Annotated in this window: 14 protein-coding genes; 1 reads left to right on the top strand and 13 read right to left on the bottom strand. The window is 33.0% G+C overall.

Going from position 1 to position 14,029, the window contains the following annotated elements; translation table 11 throughout:
* Positions 1–294: 294 nt before the first annotated feature.
* From DFQ07_RS11640 to DFQ07_RS11585, 12 genes are all read right to left on the bottom strand, one after another.
* The gene (locus tag DFQ07_RS11640; RefSeq protein WP_133537057.1) at positions 295–873 is read right to left on the bottom strand and encodes an NAD(P)H-dependent oxidoreductase; all 579 of its coding nucleotides are present in this window, start codon (positions 871–873) and stop codon (positions 295–297) included.
* A 5-nt stretch (positions 874–878) separates the two neighbouring features.
* On the bottom strand, positions 879–1,220 hold the full coding sequence (locus DFQ07_RS11635; RefSeq protein WP_133537055.1) for a hypothetical protein: 342 nt from the start codon (positions 1,218–1,220) through the stop codon (positions 879–881).
* 58 nt (positions 1,221–1,278) lie between these two features.
* Complete coding sequence (locus DFQ07_RS11630; protein WP_133537053.1) at positions 1,279–1,860, bottom strand: Crp/Fnr family transcriptional regulator; 582 nt, start codon at positions 1,858–1,860, stop codon at positions 1,279–1,281.
* A 76-nt stretch (positions 1,861–1,936) separates the two neighbouring features.
* The gene (locus DFQ07_RS11625; protein ID WP_133537051.1) at positions 1,937–2,668 is read right to left on the bottom strand and encodes a GNAT family N-acetyltransferase; all 732 of its coding nucleotides are present in this window, start codon (positions 2,666–2,668) and stop codon (positions 1,937–1,939) included.
* A complete protein-coding gene (locus DFQ07_RS11620) occupies positions 2,665–3,114 on the bottom strand; it encodes a DMT family transporter (protein WP_133537049.1) in 450 nt (149 codons plus the stop codon). Before DFQ07_RS11620 ends, DFQ07_RS11625 begins: the two co-directional genes overlap by 4 nt.
* A gap of 51 nt (positions 3,115–3,165) precedes the next feature.
* Positions 3,166–3,768, bottom strand: coding sequence for a Crp/Fnr family transcriptional regulator (locus tag DFQ07_RS11615; RefSeq protein WP_133537047.1), 603 nt, complete (start codon positions 3,766–3,768; stop codon positions 3,166–3,168).
* A gap of 7 nt (positions 3,769–3,775) precedes the next feature.
* Complete coding sequence (locus DFQ07_RS11610; protein WP_133537045.1) at positions 3,776–4,720, bottom strand: XdhC family protein; 945 nt, start codon at positions 4,718–4,720, stop codon at positions 3,776–3,778.
* Positions 4,721–4,726: 6 nt separating this feature from the next.
* On the bottom strand, positions 4,727–5,233 hold the full coding sequence (locus DFQ07_RS11605; protein WP_133537043.1) for a hypothetical protein: 507 nt from the start codon (positions 5,231–5,233) through the stop codon (positions 4,727–4,729).
* Complete coding sequence (locus DFQ07_RS11600; protein ID WP_133537041.1) at positions 5,223–7,475, bottom strand: xanthine dehydrogenase molybdopterin binding subunit; 2,253 nt, start codon at positions 7,473–7,475, stop codon at positions 5,223–5,225. Before DFQ07_RS11600 ends, DFQ07_RS11605 begins: the two co-directional genes overlap by 11 nt.
* An 8-nt stretch (positions 7,476–7,483) precedes the next feature.
* Positions 7,484–8,881 carry an FAD binding domain-containing protein gene (locus tag DFQ07_RS11595; RefSeq protein ID WP_133537039.1) on the bottom strand — a complete coding sequence of 466 codons (1,398 nt, stop codon included), beginning with the start codon at positions 8,879–8,881 and terminating at the stop codon, positions 7,484–7,486.
* Positions 8,882–9,015: 134 nt separating this feature from the next.
* Positions 9,016–9,786, bottom strand: coding sequence for a zinc ribbon domain-containing protein (locus tag DFQ07_RS11590; RefSeq protein ID WP_133537037.1), 771 nt, complete (start codon positions 9,784–9,786; stop codon positions 9,016–9,018).
* Positions 9,787–9,789: 3 nt separating this feature from the next.
* On the bottom strand, positions 9,790–10,884 hold the full coding sequence (locus DFQ07_RS11585; RefSeq protein WP_133537035.1) for a Nif3-like dinuclear metal center hexameric protein: 1,095 nt from the start codon (positions 10,882–10,884) through the stop codon (positions 9,790–9,792).
* A 112-nt stretch (positions 10,885–10,996) separates the two neighbouring features.
* Here DFQ07_RS11585 and lpxK point away from each other — a divergent pair, with 112 nt between their 5' ends.
* Positions 10,997–12,028 (top strand): tetraacyldisaccharide 4'-kinase, encoded by a 1,032-nt coding sequence (lpxK, locus tag DFQ07_RS11580; RefSeq protein WP_133537033.1) that lies wholly within the window; start codon positions 10,997–10,999, stop codon positions 12,026–12,028.
* Here the strand turns inward: lpxK and DFQ07_RS11575 are convergent.
* Positions 12,025–14,010: a GTP-binding protein gene (locus DFQ07_RS11575; RefSeq protein ID WP_133537031.1), complete on the bottom strand. Its 1,986-nt coding sequence runs from the start codon at positions 14,008–14,010 to the stop codon at positions 12,025–12,027. The two genes, lpxK and DFQ07_RS11575, sit on opposite strands and share 4 nt — an antisense overlap.
* Positions 14,011–14,029: the final 19 nt, after the last annotated feature.

Below are 14,029 nucleotides of genomic sequence, written 5' to 3'. Positions count from 1 at the left end.
ACACCATTCATTAGCTTAGGAATTAATATTATTACTGATGAGAGGGATTACAGGTAACTAGTTTATATACGCAATAAAATTACTTATATATTCCTTTTACGATAGTATAAGTGGAACTTTTAGCAATTTTATTAACACTCTCAAATATAAAAAAAGTAAGATAAAAAAGTGTAACTTTTTTATCGGGTCAACACACGAAGCCTAAGGGGAGTGAGACCAAACAATAAAAAGATTACATATCGTATTGTGTAGAAAAATGTTAGTTAGCATATTGAATACATAATAGAGGTATTATTATTTGTTTATTGTTCCAAGAGTTGCTACTTTTTTCAACCATTTAGTTCTAAACTTTTCTTTTGAGAGTCTTATAGGACCAATAGTAGTAATTCGCACTTTTTTTACTCCTATGTAGTTTAATGTTAGTTTTTTCATTGCATTATGGCTTGGGCTTCTATATATCCACTTATAGTACCAAGCAGGTTGGTCTAAGGTGCAAATTATTCTGGCTGTTTTTCCTGTAAAACATTTATCCCACCATAAAGACTTTTCTCTTTTTTTAAAAGCAAAACCAGGGAGTAAAACTCGATCTAAAAAACCTTTCATAATTGCAGGTACAGAGCCCCACCAAATAGGATATACCAATACTAAGTGGTCTGCCCATTTTAGTTTTTCTTGCGCTTCTAATAAGTCAGGTTCAAGTTCTGTTCGCTTTCGGTAGCCAAATTGAAGGTTGGGGTTAAAATTCAATTCTCGGATGTTTATTTCTTGTATTTCAGCAGTCGATTTCTTAGCGCCTATTTTATAAGCTTCAGAAAGAGCATAATTAAAACTTTCCTTATCTGGATGTCCGTTTATAATGAGTATTTTCTTCATTTATCTTAAAAAATAGGTTTAATTGTTGCTTCAAATTGAGAACCTGTTAAGTTTTTTGTTTTAAAAAACTTATACAGTATAAAACAGGTAGGTATTGTTAAAAAGGCAGTACAAATTACAAAAGTGCTGAGGCTACAAAAAATGCCTAAAATTTGGGTGCTAGCTTCTCCTATATAAGAAGTGATATTGTTTTGCGGATTCTTAAAGTAAATATGAACCGATAAGGCATATTCATAAAATCGAATTGAGGTTTCATAGATTAACCAAGCAGGATAAAACCACTTTCTAATAGGTTCCCACCATTTTCCCCAAATTGACTTTAGTTGTTGTTTGTTGTTGTCTTCCATTGTTATTGTATTTGTTAGCAAAATTGCTGTAAATGGAAGGCTTATCATTTGATATAAATCAAATTCGTTTTTTGGGGTTTCTTATCCTGCTCAACGTTTCAAGAGTTATTCCTAAATAAGAAGCAATATGTGTAAGGGGAATTCTGTTGGTTATAAAAGGATAAATACTTAGCAGGTGTTTATACCTTTCTTCTGCTTTGTTGAATTGAATGGTGTATAATCGCTCGCAAAGCCCCAACATGGTCTCAGTGACTATTTTACTAATTAAGCGTTCAAAGTCGTGATGCTTTTGAGAAAGCTTATCAACAGTATCTTTAGAAAATTCCAAAACGGTTGAATCTTCAATAAATTCAACATAGTGTGGACTTGGTTCGTTACTAAAAAAGCTAACTATGGAAGCCATAAACTGATTTTCGAAAGTAAACCAATCAGAAATGTCTTTACCATCTTTTAAGTAATATGCTCTTGAACATCCTTGTACAATAAAAAAGACTTTTTTAGAGAATTGACCTTCTCGTACAACAATGTCTCCTTTTTTATATACACAAACTTTTGAACTAGCAATTAATTCTTGTTGACACTCAGTAGATAGTGGAGTGTAAGTTTCCTCAATCGTTTTAAAGACTTCTTTATAATTCATCCTCTCTCATTAGTAGCTTCAAACCTACTATTTTTTTACTAAGTTCAAAAGTTATGCATGTTAATATGCTGTGTTTTTAAGAAGGATTGATAACACTATAATTTTTCATTAAAAAGTCTAAAGAAAACCCTAGTTTTAAATACATTTCTTTAGCCATTTCTGAGGCTTGTAGTGTAGCTAACGATAAATTCTGGTCAATAGCTTTATTCAATGTATGGCGCATAATTTCGGTAGCAAAACCTTGTTTCCTTTTTTCAGGAATAATACCTAAACTATGCAAGCCAGCAATAGTATTAGTAGTGTATAAAATTACGGTGCCTATAAGTTCTTGTTCAAAATAAACAAGATAGTAGGGCACGGTTTCTTTGGTTTTTAAAATGGTTGCTGTGCTTATTTCGTAATTAAAGGCTTTAAAAAAAGCGTTGCTCCAAATGTCAGCTTCTTCTGTGTTTTCTACTCTTTTAAAATTGATCTGTCTTTGAGTTTCGAACTTTTCGTTTAGCTCTAAACTCATTCCGTATTGTGTTGACTTTAACTGAATTTTAGCGTCAAGTTTAATACTGTTTTCTTGATTGGGTAGTGTAAATAAAGAAAATGTAAAATGGTTACCTTCTTCTAACATTTGTTGCTGTACTTCTTTTAGTTGGTTTTCAGAAGGAGAGAGGTTGGTCCAGATTCTATTAGGCCATTGAGCATTTTCAATATAAGCGCTTTCAAAAGATGTTTCTTTATGATAGCCTTGATATGGAGTCGCAGCAGTTTTCCACAAAGAAGCTAAATTATTAATATTTGATATTATTTTTTTCATTTTGAGTTGATTAAAAGAATACTAATTGCCATGAAAACAATTCCAATACATTTTTGGGTAGTTATAGGCTCAACAGGCAGGTTTAACCAACCAAATTTTCCTGCGAATAACGAAAAAATCAATTGACCACATAAGCCAAAAGCAATCATTTTTGAAATCCCTAGCTTTGGTATGGTGTAAAAATAAAGAGAAATACCAATCATGCTAAAAAGTCCGCCAATAAACCATAAATACCAAGGTACTTGTTGTGCTGTAGTTAATTGAATACTTTCTTCTTTGAATAGCAAGATGAATAAGCATCCAAAAACAGCACTAGCTATAGAGGTAGCTATAACAGCAATAACAGGTTGCTTTACAATAGCACCTAATTGTGTGTTGAATCCTGCTTGAACAGCTAGTGAAACGCCTCCAATAAAGGCCAAAAAGTATAAAAAGAATATTTTCATACTGCAAAGATGAAAAGGAAATAAGATCTTTTACTTTACATATGTTGATTGCTATACAGTTTTTTTAATGCTCTTACGAATTCGGCTTAATTGAGTGGGAGTGATGCCTAAGTGAGAGGCAATATAGTGTAATGGTATTCTATTTTCTATGTTTGGGTTAGCGTTTACAAAATCGAGATACCGTTCTTTAGCTTCTTTTAAAACAATATCAATTTCTCGTTTTTCTTTATCAATTACCCAGTTCTTTTCAAGATAAGCGATGTAAAAGTTTTGTAAATCTTGGTTATCCTTAATAAGTTGTCTGTATACATCATACGGAAAGCTAATAACTGTTGAGTCTTCTATAACTTCTAAAGAAAACTGAGAAGGTGTATTAGTAAGTGACGATACTACAGAACCTATAAAACTACCTGATAAAAAGATGTTTTTATGATATACCGTACCGTTTTTATGTAAAAAACACGAAACTACAGCTCCTTTGTAAAGAACATGAACGTGTTTTGATATTTTACCGAAAGGTAATAGGGTGGTTCCCTTTTTTAAATCATGAATTTTTGCAGCTGAAAACAAAGAAGAAATGGAGTCGTCGCTTACCGTAGCATAACGATTAAAAACGCTTGTTAAAAAGGCTTTATGTTCATTAGGTTGATTCATTATTCGTTTAGGTGTTTTTAATTTGAATAATCTGTGCCGCTATACTTACCGCTATTTCCTCAGGGGTTTCACTTTTTATAGAAAGCCCTATAGGTGCGTGAACTTTGTTTAATTCTTCTTGAGTAAATCCTTCATTTTGTAAAACTTCCCACATCGTTTGTAGTTTTGCTTTGCTGCCTAAAACGCCTAAAAAGGGATAATTATTTTTAAGGAGTTTACTTAATACCAATTTGTCGTCAGTGTATTTATTGGTCATAATGGCTACATAGCTTGAAGAAGATCTTTCTATGTAGTTTTCAATATTGTTATAATCAATAACCTGTTTTTTATGAGCGGTTTGATTATTTTCTAAAGTGTTGAGGTTTTCTCGATTGTCAAAAACAACTACATAGAAACCAAGTTTAACAAAGAGTTCAGAAACTGCAACGCCTACATGTCCACCACCAACAATGTACAAGGTTTCTTTAAAGCCGATATGTTCTTTAAAGTACCAATCTTCTTTTGAGTTGATGTTATATTCAAATTGATTTTCTAGAGTATGAGAAGTAAAATCAAATTGGATAGGAGATAAATGTAATGTTCCTTTTTTACCGTGTTGTAAAGAAGAAATAATAGTTGAAATTATTGAAATATGCTTAGCATCTAAGCAATGAAAGGCTACAGTTTGTTCACCAGAACAAATCATACCCGAACCATCTTTGATATTTCCTTTATGAATTTGTTTTTTGATGAATGTTGGCGGATTCTCTTGTTGCAACAATTGTTTTGCTTCTTCAACGAGCGCAAACTCCATAACACCACCACCTACAGAACCGAAAATAAAACCATCTTCAGCAATTAACATTTTAAAGCCTTTTCGACCTGGAGAACTGCCAAGGTTTTCAATTACTGTTAGGAGGTATACCTTCTGTTTGTTTTGAAGTTTTGTATGTAACTGTTGCCAAAATTCCATAAAAGCTTAGTTAAAAATGGTTTCGCTTAGGGCATAATAAATAGCCATTAGTGCAGAAAAGATTGCACTAGCTAAAAAACGCCAATCGAGTTTTACTTTATTTTGAATGATAAAATTAGCGATAAATGAAATAGGAATGTTCACTAAAAACGACCAACAAGCAACAATGAATAAGTTACTGGTTATTTGTTCAAAATTCCCAGAAAATAACTTGATAAACAGCAAATGTCTAAAAATCCAAAGTGGATTAAAGTACGCAATCGCTAATATTGTTTTTGCTATAGTTCTTTTGAGTCCGCTATTGTTGGCTGTCTTTTTTTCTATCCAATTAAAATAATTAGGGATTTCAAAAGCATAAACAGTAGCACCAATAAGTACCATTCCGAGAAGTCTATATATTGAAAACTCGTTTAGTAAAAAGGATGCAATGGTATCTCCAATGCTATAAATTAACGCACCCCTAAATATATTCTGTTTGGTGTATTGTAGTTTGATAGGTCTTCTATTTTTCATACAATCCCATCAACACTTTTTCAGGTGTAAAAGGAGCGTGGAATTTTAATTTATAATTAGGGTTGAAAGCTTTCACCGCTTGCTGGATGGCAAAATAAGCTCCAATTCCGTACATTAATGGAGGCTCACCAACCGCTTTCGATTTTTTAATTGCCATTTGATTTCCTTCAGTTTTTAAAGGAATAGTCTCCACAGTTTTGGGAGCTGAAAAAATATCAGGCACCTTGTAGGTAGACAAAGCATTCGATAATAATCTTCCTTCATTGTTATAGGAGATTTCTTCCATAGTCATCCAACCAATTCCTTGTGCCAAAGCACCTTCAACTTGTCCTAAATCAATACCCATATTCATACTTTTACCAAAGTCGTGTACAATTTTTACGCTGTCAATTTCATAATTACCACGAATACAATCTACAGTAACTGTTGTTATAGCAGTACCATACACATGGTAGGCAAACGGATGTCCTTTTTCTTTGGTTTTATCAAAATGAATAATAGGTGTAGCGTAATGTGCGTTTTCAGAGAGTGCTACACGACGTAGCATAGCTTCAGCAATTAAAGCTTCCCATGTTAGATCTGATTTTTTACCACTTACAAAAACAGCACCTTCTTGAAAAGAGATATTTTCTTTTTCTGTAGAGAGCATGTCAGCGGCAACTTCTGTTAGTCGTTCAACTAATGAATTACAAGCCATTTCAGTTGCTTTTCCGTTAAGGTCGGCAGTTGAACTTGCTGCAGAAGGTGAGGTATTGGCAACACGTGTAGTATTCGTGGTTTCCAGTTTAACCTTATCTGGAGAAATTCCTAAAACACTTTGTGCTACTTGTAATATTTTGGTGTTTACACTTTGTCCCATTTCTACAGCACCTGTTGAGACACCAACACTTCCATCTTGATAAATATGTACCAAAGCACGTGCATGGTTCATTGGAGTATTGGTAAACGAAATACCAAAAGCAATAGGCATTAATGAAATCCCTTTTTTGTAGTGGTCGTTCTTATTATTGAAGTCAGCTACTTCTTGTTCTAGCTGTTCAAGTTGATATTGTTCCTTTGCATTAAACCACGAATTTTGTGCTTGTACTTCGGTAGCTATTTGTCCGTAAGAAAACTCATCATTTTCAGCTAATAGATTAGCTTCTTGAATTAATCTTTTATTGATTCCGATTTTATCAGCGGCATCTGCAATAGCACTTTCAATAACAAACATTCCTTGCGGACCACCAAAACCACGAAAAGCGGTATTAGGGGGTAAGTTGGTTTTACAGCTATATACTGTAGTATGTACGTTTGGAACAAAATAACTATTGGTAGCATGAAACAAAGTTCTCTCAGCAATAGCAGGTGATAAGTCAGCGGCAGCACCAGAATTTTGTAAAAACTCAGCTTCAAAAGCTTTTATTTTAAAGTCTTTGGTGAGTCCTATTTTATAAAATGATGAATAGGGATGACGTTTCCCAGTCATGCGTAAATCGTCATGACGATTCAGCATGTATTTAACTGGGCGGTTTAAGTGTTGCACTGCTACAGCAGCCATAACAGCCCAAGGAGTTGCTTGATCTTCTTTACCTCCAAAACCACCTCCTAAACGGATTACATCTACTTCAATTTTATGCATTGGGATGCCTAAAACCTTGGCTGTTGTTTTTTGAACAGCGGTAGGGCCTTGAGTTGATGAGGTAATTTTTATATTCCCGTTTTCTTGAGGAACCGCATAACAACCTTGTGTTTCGAGGTACAAATGCTCTTGTCCGTTCGAAAAAGTTTCACCTTCAAATACATATTCACATTCGGTAAAAGTATTTTGAGTATTTCCTAAGTTAAATGAACGAGGAGCATTAATAAAACTTCCTTTTTCTTTAGCTTCTTTAGCGGTTGTGATTACAGGAAGTTCTTCAATATCTATGGTAATTAAAGTTCTAGCTTTTTTTGCAATAGCTTCACTTTTTGCAACGATAAAGGCAATCGGTTGTCCCCAAAAATGGACTTCATCTTCAGCCCATAAAGGTTCATCAGGAATGATACCTCCAATTTGATTTTCTCCTAAGACATCTTTATAGGTGAATATTTTTACTACACCTTCTAGTGCTTCGGCTTTTGAATAGTCTACTGATTTAATTTTTCCATGCGCTTTTGGCGAGTCAAAAACCAATCCGAATAAGGTGTTCTGTCTCAGCATTAAATCGTCAACAAATAACGATTCTCCTCTTACATGAGTATAACTGTCTATGTTCTTCATCGTTTTCATTAGGCAATCAATTTTTTAAGTTCTACTTGATTAGGGAAAAGCTCTAAAAAGTGAGCAAAAAATAATTGTCGTGCTAGCAAACGCTTGTATTCGGCAGTTCCTCGAACATCGCTAATAGGTGAAATTTCTGATTGTAAAACAGCTTCTGCTTTTTTTATAGTTTCTGAACTGATTGTTTTTCCTATTAAAAAGGCATTGGTATTTGATAAATATTTAGGAATAGCTGCTACACCTCCTAAAGAAAAATGAGCACCCGTAATTGTATTGTTTTCTATAGAAATTTTTCCAGCGGAATTTACACTAGCAATATCTAAATGTGTTCGTTTGCTTACTTTTTCAAAATTAAAAAAGTCTTCTGCTTGTGGAACTTTGAACTGTATTGATTGTAAGATTTCACCTTCTTGTAAATCGTATTTTTTATAGTCTTGATGAAACTCTTGAAATGGAATTTGTCGCGTGTTTCCATCTTCTTTTTGAATGGTTACTATTGAATTTAATGCTAAAAAGAAAATAGACATATCGCCAATAGGAGAGGCGTTTACAAAGTTACCACCGATGGTTCCCATGTTTCTAATTTGTTCAGAAGAAACGAGTTTCAAAAATTGTTTTAGTTTAGGAAAGAGAGTTTGTAATTGTTTACTTTCTGCTATTTCGGTGACTGTTGTATTAGCACCTAGTGTGCAAAAACCTTCAGTAAAAGAAATTTCTTTTAAAGCATTTTTATCGGTTAATAAATGTACATCTTCTTCCGCCATTTTATCAGCATATTGTACATAAATATCTGTTCCGTTAGCTACTTTTATTCCTGTTTTTTCAAATACTTTTGGTTGTATTTGTGCTAATTTTTCAGGGATTGTTTCAAAATAATTAGGAATAAACCTTTCTTTGATTAACCAGTCAATTTGATGGTTTTTATCTTTTTGTTGTAGTTTTTGTTCTATTTCAAAACCAGCTTTTTCAATCGATTTATACCCTGTACAACGACAAATGTTTCCGCTGACAGCATCGTTACAAGAAGTTGTTTGTTTACTGTCAAGAGCATAACCAGTCATAGATACCACAAATCCTGGTGTACAAAAACCACATTGTGTCGCATAATTATCGGTCATTGCTTTTTGAACGGTATTCAGTTCTTTTGGTAAATTGATACCTTCTACCGTAACGATGTGTTTTCCGTTAGCATTCCCTAAAGGAGAAATACACGAAGTAATACTTTGGTAAGTTATTTTATTCTCTAGTAATTCTCCGACTAATACGGTACAGGCACCACAATCGCCTTCACGACACCCTATTTTAGTTCCTTTTAATTGTTGATGTTCTCGAATGAAATCAAGTAGGGTCATCCCCACATTTGCAGATGTTTTAACTACTTGGTTATTTAATATAAATTGTATCATAAGCAAAATGCAAGATACGAAAATGTAACATGCATATAAAGTTTAGTTTTCTTGAAATACTAGTAATATGAATTTAAAGGGATAAAAAAAGCCCTCTAAAAAGAGGGCTTAACATATATATTTTAGAAAAAATATTAAGCGAATAAGCTATCAATTTTTTCTTTTTCTTCTTGTGCTAAAGCAGCATCTACTAAAATACGTCCACTGTGCTCATCAATTGTAATTTTCTTACGATTAGCAATTTCTAATTGAACTTGTGGTGGAATAGTAAAGAAAGAACCACCAGCAGCTCCACGTTCAATAGCTACAACAGCTAATCCGTTTCTTACTTTAGTTCTAATTCTATTATAAGCTGCTAATAAATGATCGTCGATAGATTGAGAAAATTCTTCAGATTTTTCTTTTAATAACTGCTCTTCTTTTTCAGTTTCTTTTAAGATAGCGTCTAATTCACTTTTCTTGTGAGCTAAATGACTTTCTTGTTGAGCTAATTTCTCTTTAGTATTTTCAATAACCTCGTTCTTTTGAGCGATTTTGGCTTTGTATTCTTTGATTCTCTTTTCAGATAATTGAATTTCTAGTTCTTGATATTCAACTTCTTTGGTTAAAGAATCAAATTCACGGTTATTACGAACATTTTTTTGTTGTTCTTCGTACTTAGCAATTAATGTTTTAGACTCATCAATAGCTAATTTTTTGTTACTAATATCAGTTTCTAAATTTTTAACATCCTCAGCTAAATTAGAAAGTCTAGTGTTTAATCCGGCAACTTCATCTTCTAAATCTTCAACTTCTAAAGGTAATTCACCGCGAACGTTTCTAATTTCGTCAATTCTAGAATCGATTAACTGTAAATCGTATAACGCTCTTAATTTTTCTTCTACCGTTACTTCTTTTTTTGCCATCTGTTAAATATAGTGTATTGGATTTGTACTCTTTTCGCTTAAAATAATTGCAAAAGTACTAAATTTTTTGCTAAGATAATCAACTAAAAGATTTTTTGTAAATTGTTCGCTTTCATAATGTCCAACATCGGTAAGTAAGATGTTTTTTTCCGCTTTAAAAAATTCATGGTACTTAAAATCTGCACTTATGTAAGCATCAGCATTTGCTCGGATAGCATTTTTAATAGCAAAACTACCTGAGCCTCCTAGTACGGCGACTTTTTTAATAGGTTTGCCAAGTAACTCAGAATGTCGTACACATCCTGTTTTAAAAGTATCTTTTACAAACAGCAAAAAGTCTTTTTCATTCATCGCCGAAGGAAGTTCACCAATCATTCCCATTCCTACATTTTGGTTTTGGTTATCTAAGGTAATGACTTCGTAAGCAACTTCTTCATACGGATGATTTTTAAAAAGAGCAGCAAGTATTTTTCTTTCTAAATAAGAATCGAAGGTAACGGTTATACAGGTTTCTTCTTCAAACATTAAAGTTCCTTTTTCTCCTACGGTAGGATTTGAGTTTTCATTTCCTCGATAACTTCCTTTTCCTTCTACATTAAAAGAACAATGATCGTAGTTTCCTATGTTGCCAGCACCAGCTTCAAATAATTTTTTGCGAAGATTGTTAGCCTCTGCAAATGGAATATAAGTAGTTAGTTTTTTGATGATTCCTTTTTTAGGAATTAAGGTTTTCATATTTTCCAATCCTAAAATTTCTCCCATTTTAGCTGAAACTCCATTGTTAACATTATCTAAAGCTGTATGTGTAGCATAAATAGCAATGTTATGTTGAATAGCTTTTAATACGACGCGTTCCACATAATTGCTACCATTAATTTTTTTCAACCCGCTAAAAACAATTGGATGAAAGCTTACAATAAGATTGCAGTTGTTAGCAATTGCTTCATCTACAGTTTCTTCAAGAGTGTCTAGTGTGACTAAAACTCCAGTTACTTCAGTGTTATAGTTTCCTATTAATAAGCCAACATTATCAAAATCTTCAGCATATGAAAGTGGAGCTAATTGTTCTATATAGTTGGTAACGTCTTTTATTTGCATTTGAGTAAGTTTCAAAGTATTAATATAGCAAAGTTACAAAGTAGAAAAATGAAAATAAAAGTATCTTCCTATATTAATGCTTAATTAATGCTTAATTATTACTTTTGATGTAATGAAGTTACTTCGATTTTTATTATTTCCATTTGCTGTTTTATACGATGTGATTACGAGGATTCGTAATTGGTTTTTCGATATAGGTATCTTAAAATCTACTTCTTTTGATATTCCTGTAATTGCTGTTGGGAATTTGAGTGTAGGTGGAACAGGAAAATCTCCACAAATTGAATATTTGATACGATTACTGAAAGATGATTATAACATTGCTGTTTTAAGTCGTGGATATAAACGTAAAACAGAAGGATTTCAGTTAGTAAATGACACACATACTGCAGAAGATGTAGGTGATGAACCTTTACAGTTTTATAAGAAGTTTAAAAAAGATGTTACCGTAGCTGTGGATGCTGATAGAACGAATGGAATTCAGCAGTTGTTACAGCGTAATAATCCGCCAGAAATTGTATTGTTAGATGATGCTTATCAGCATAGAAAAGTAACGGCGAGTAGTTATATTTTACTAACAAAGTATAACGATTTATTTGTAGATGATTTTTTATTACCTACAGGAAATTTGCGAGAAAGTAGGAGAGGGGCTAAACGAGCAAAGGCGATTGTGGTTACGAAATGTCCTGAAAATTTATCTGAAGTAGTGCAAGAAAAAATAGTGAGAAAACTTAACCTGAAGCCGTATCAAAAAGTATTTTTTACAACAATAGCTTACGATGAGAATTTAAAAGGAACAAATGAGTTAACAATTGATGATTTGCAGGATAAAGAAATGTTGTTAGTGACGGGAATTGCGAATCCGACTCCTTTATTGAGTTTTTTGAAAGAAAAGAAAGTACATTTCAAACATCTAAACTTTCCTGACCATCATAATTTTACGAATCAAGATATTGAGAATATCAAGAAATCATATGAAACATTAACTTCTCAGCAAAAAATCATACTAACCACCGAAAAAGATTATATGCGTTTAGAAGGAAAGGTTGATCCTCTTTATTATATTTCTATAAAAAGTCATTTTATAAGTGAAGAGAAAGTTTTTAATTCTTTGGTGTTGGGTGAAATAAATAAGATAAACTAAATCACTCGTTCGTCAGCTTTATAAGCACCTCGTCGATGTAAAATCCATTGAGCTTCGTCTAATGGATTAACTCCTTTAAAAGATCTTGATTTTCCTTCTCCTTCAGGACATACGTCATAACCATGAAAAACCATTCGCAAACGTATACGACCGCTGCAAAGAGTATTTAATTTAATACTTAAATCTAAAGAAGTAGCAACAGGAATCGTTCCTGTAAGATGCATCATTTCATTTTGAAAAGTAGGAGAGTTGATAGTAGCTCTTCTCGTCGTAAGTTCTGAAATAATTTTACTTAAAAACTCTTCATTGGTTTTTATTTCAAAGCGAACTAAAGGTTCCAGCAAATGTGTTCCACCAGCTTGTAAACCTTTCATGACTCCCATTGGAGTAGCTAAGTTAAAATCACCAGGTCTTGAATGCACATTATGATCCTCTCCTTTAATCAATGTTATTTTTACATCGGTTACTTCCCAGCCAAGTAAACCTTGTTCTAAAGCTTTAGGAATCGTTCTGGCTATTTCGTTTTGATATTTGTTATGAATATCATTTTTAGAAACAATAGATTGGTAACTAACACCAGAATTTAGAGGAGCGGGTTCAATTAAAAAAGTCATGATTGCCCAACAAGGTTTAGGCATCCAATAACGAACATAACCTTCTGCGGCTTTGCTTATGGTTTCTTTATAAACAATTTGAGGCTCTGTAAAAGTAGCTGGTATTGAAAATCGCTCTAATAAAACATGTGTAAGCACTTCAATTTGCATATCTCCCATTAGTAACAATAATAATTCTTTTTCGGGTTTATGCCATTTAAATTGTAGTGTTGGATCTTCTCTGTCTATGATTTGTAAAGCCTGCGCTAAAGCATTGTAATCTTTATCGTTATCAGGTATTACTTGTACACTCAAAACAGGCGTGTTTAATTCGGGTAGTTTTGGAATTCCTTCGGGGTTGCCAAGAATGTCTCCTGTTTTTGTATCAACAACACCTGTAATAATTCCGATATCACCAGTTTTAATAGTAGTGTCAATATGTTTGGTATGATGAAAAACCTTCGATTGGTTTATTTTAGTTTCTACAGCTTGTGTATGATTATAAATAACCGACTTAGAAGATAGCTCACCCGAAAAAACTTTTACATGTGCCATAACACCATGAGTTTTATGATGTTCCAACTTGTATACATAAGCAGAAGTTTCTTGTGTGGCAATATTCTTATCTGGTTTGATGAAACTTGTTAATCCATCTAATAGTTCCTTTACACCAATGTTGTTTTTAGCAATTCCAACAAATACAGGAGAAATTAAAGCTTTTGAGGTGTTTTTTACAATAGATTTTATATAGGTCTCATCAGTTATAGTAACACCGTTTAAGTATTGCTCTAACAGACTTTCATCAGTTTCAATCAGTTCTTCTGTTATGGCTTCTTTTTGTTCTTTGTTCAGGGGACTATCGTGAAAAACAGGACTAATACAAGCAGCATCTAATCCTTCATGATGACTGGTATAGATAGACACAGTTTTAATTTGAAGCTCATCTTTTATTTGTTCTAAAACACTTTCAGTATCTGCTCCTTGTCGGTCAATTTTATTGATAAAAATTATCGTAGGAATTTTTAGCTTTTGCAAAGCATCAGCAATAGTTAAGGTGTGAGCTTGTACACCTTCAACTGCTGAAACAACTAAAACAACAGCATCTACGACACATAATGTTCTTGCAACTTCACTAGAAAAATCTACGTGTCCTGGTGTGTCTATTAGATTGACTTTGGTGTTATTCCAAATAAAAGAAGTGGTTGCTGCTTTTATGGAAATTCCACGTTCTTTTTCTAGCGCTAAACTGTCAGTAACGGTAGAACCTTTATCTACACTTCCGATATTTCTTATAGCTCCTGTATGGTATAATAAATGTTCGGTTAAAGTAGTTTTACCAGCATCGACATGTGCTAAAATTCCTATGTTAAGAATGTTAGAATATTCCATTAATCAATAATATCTTATA

Origin of the sequence: Tenacibaculum caenipelagi, from assembly GCF_004363005.1 — a bacterium.
Taxonomy (GTDB): Bacteria; Bacteroidota; Bacteroidia; order Flavobacteriales; family Flavobacteriaceae; genus Polaribacter; species Polaribacter caenipelagi.
Note: the sequence above shows the minus strand (reverse complement) of the source record. Positions and strands in the feature narration are given on the sequence as shown.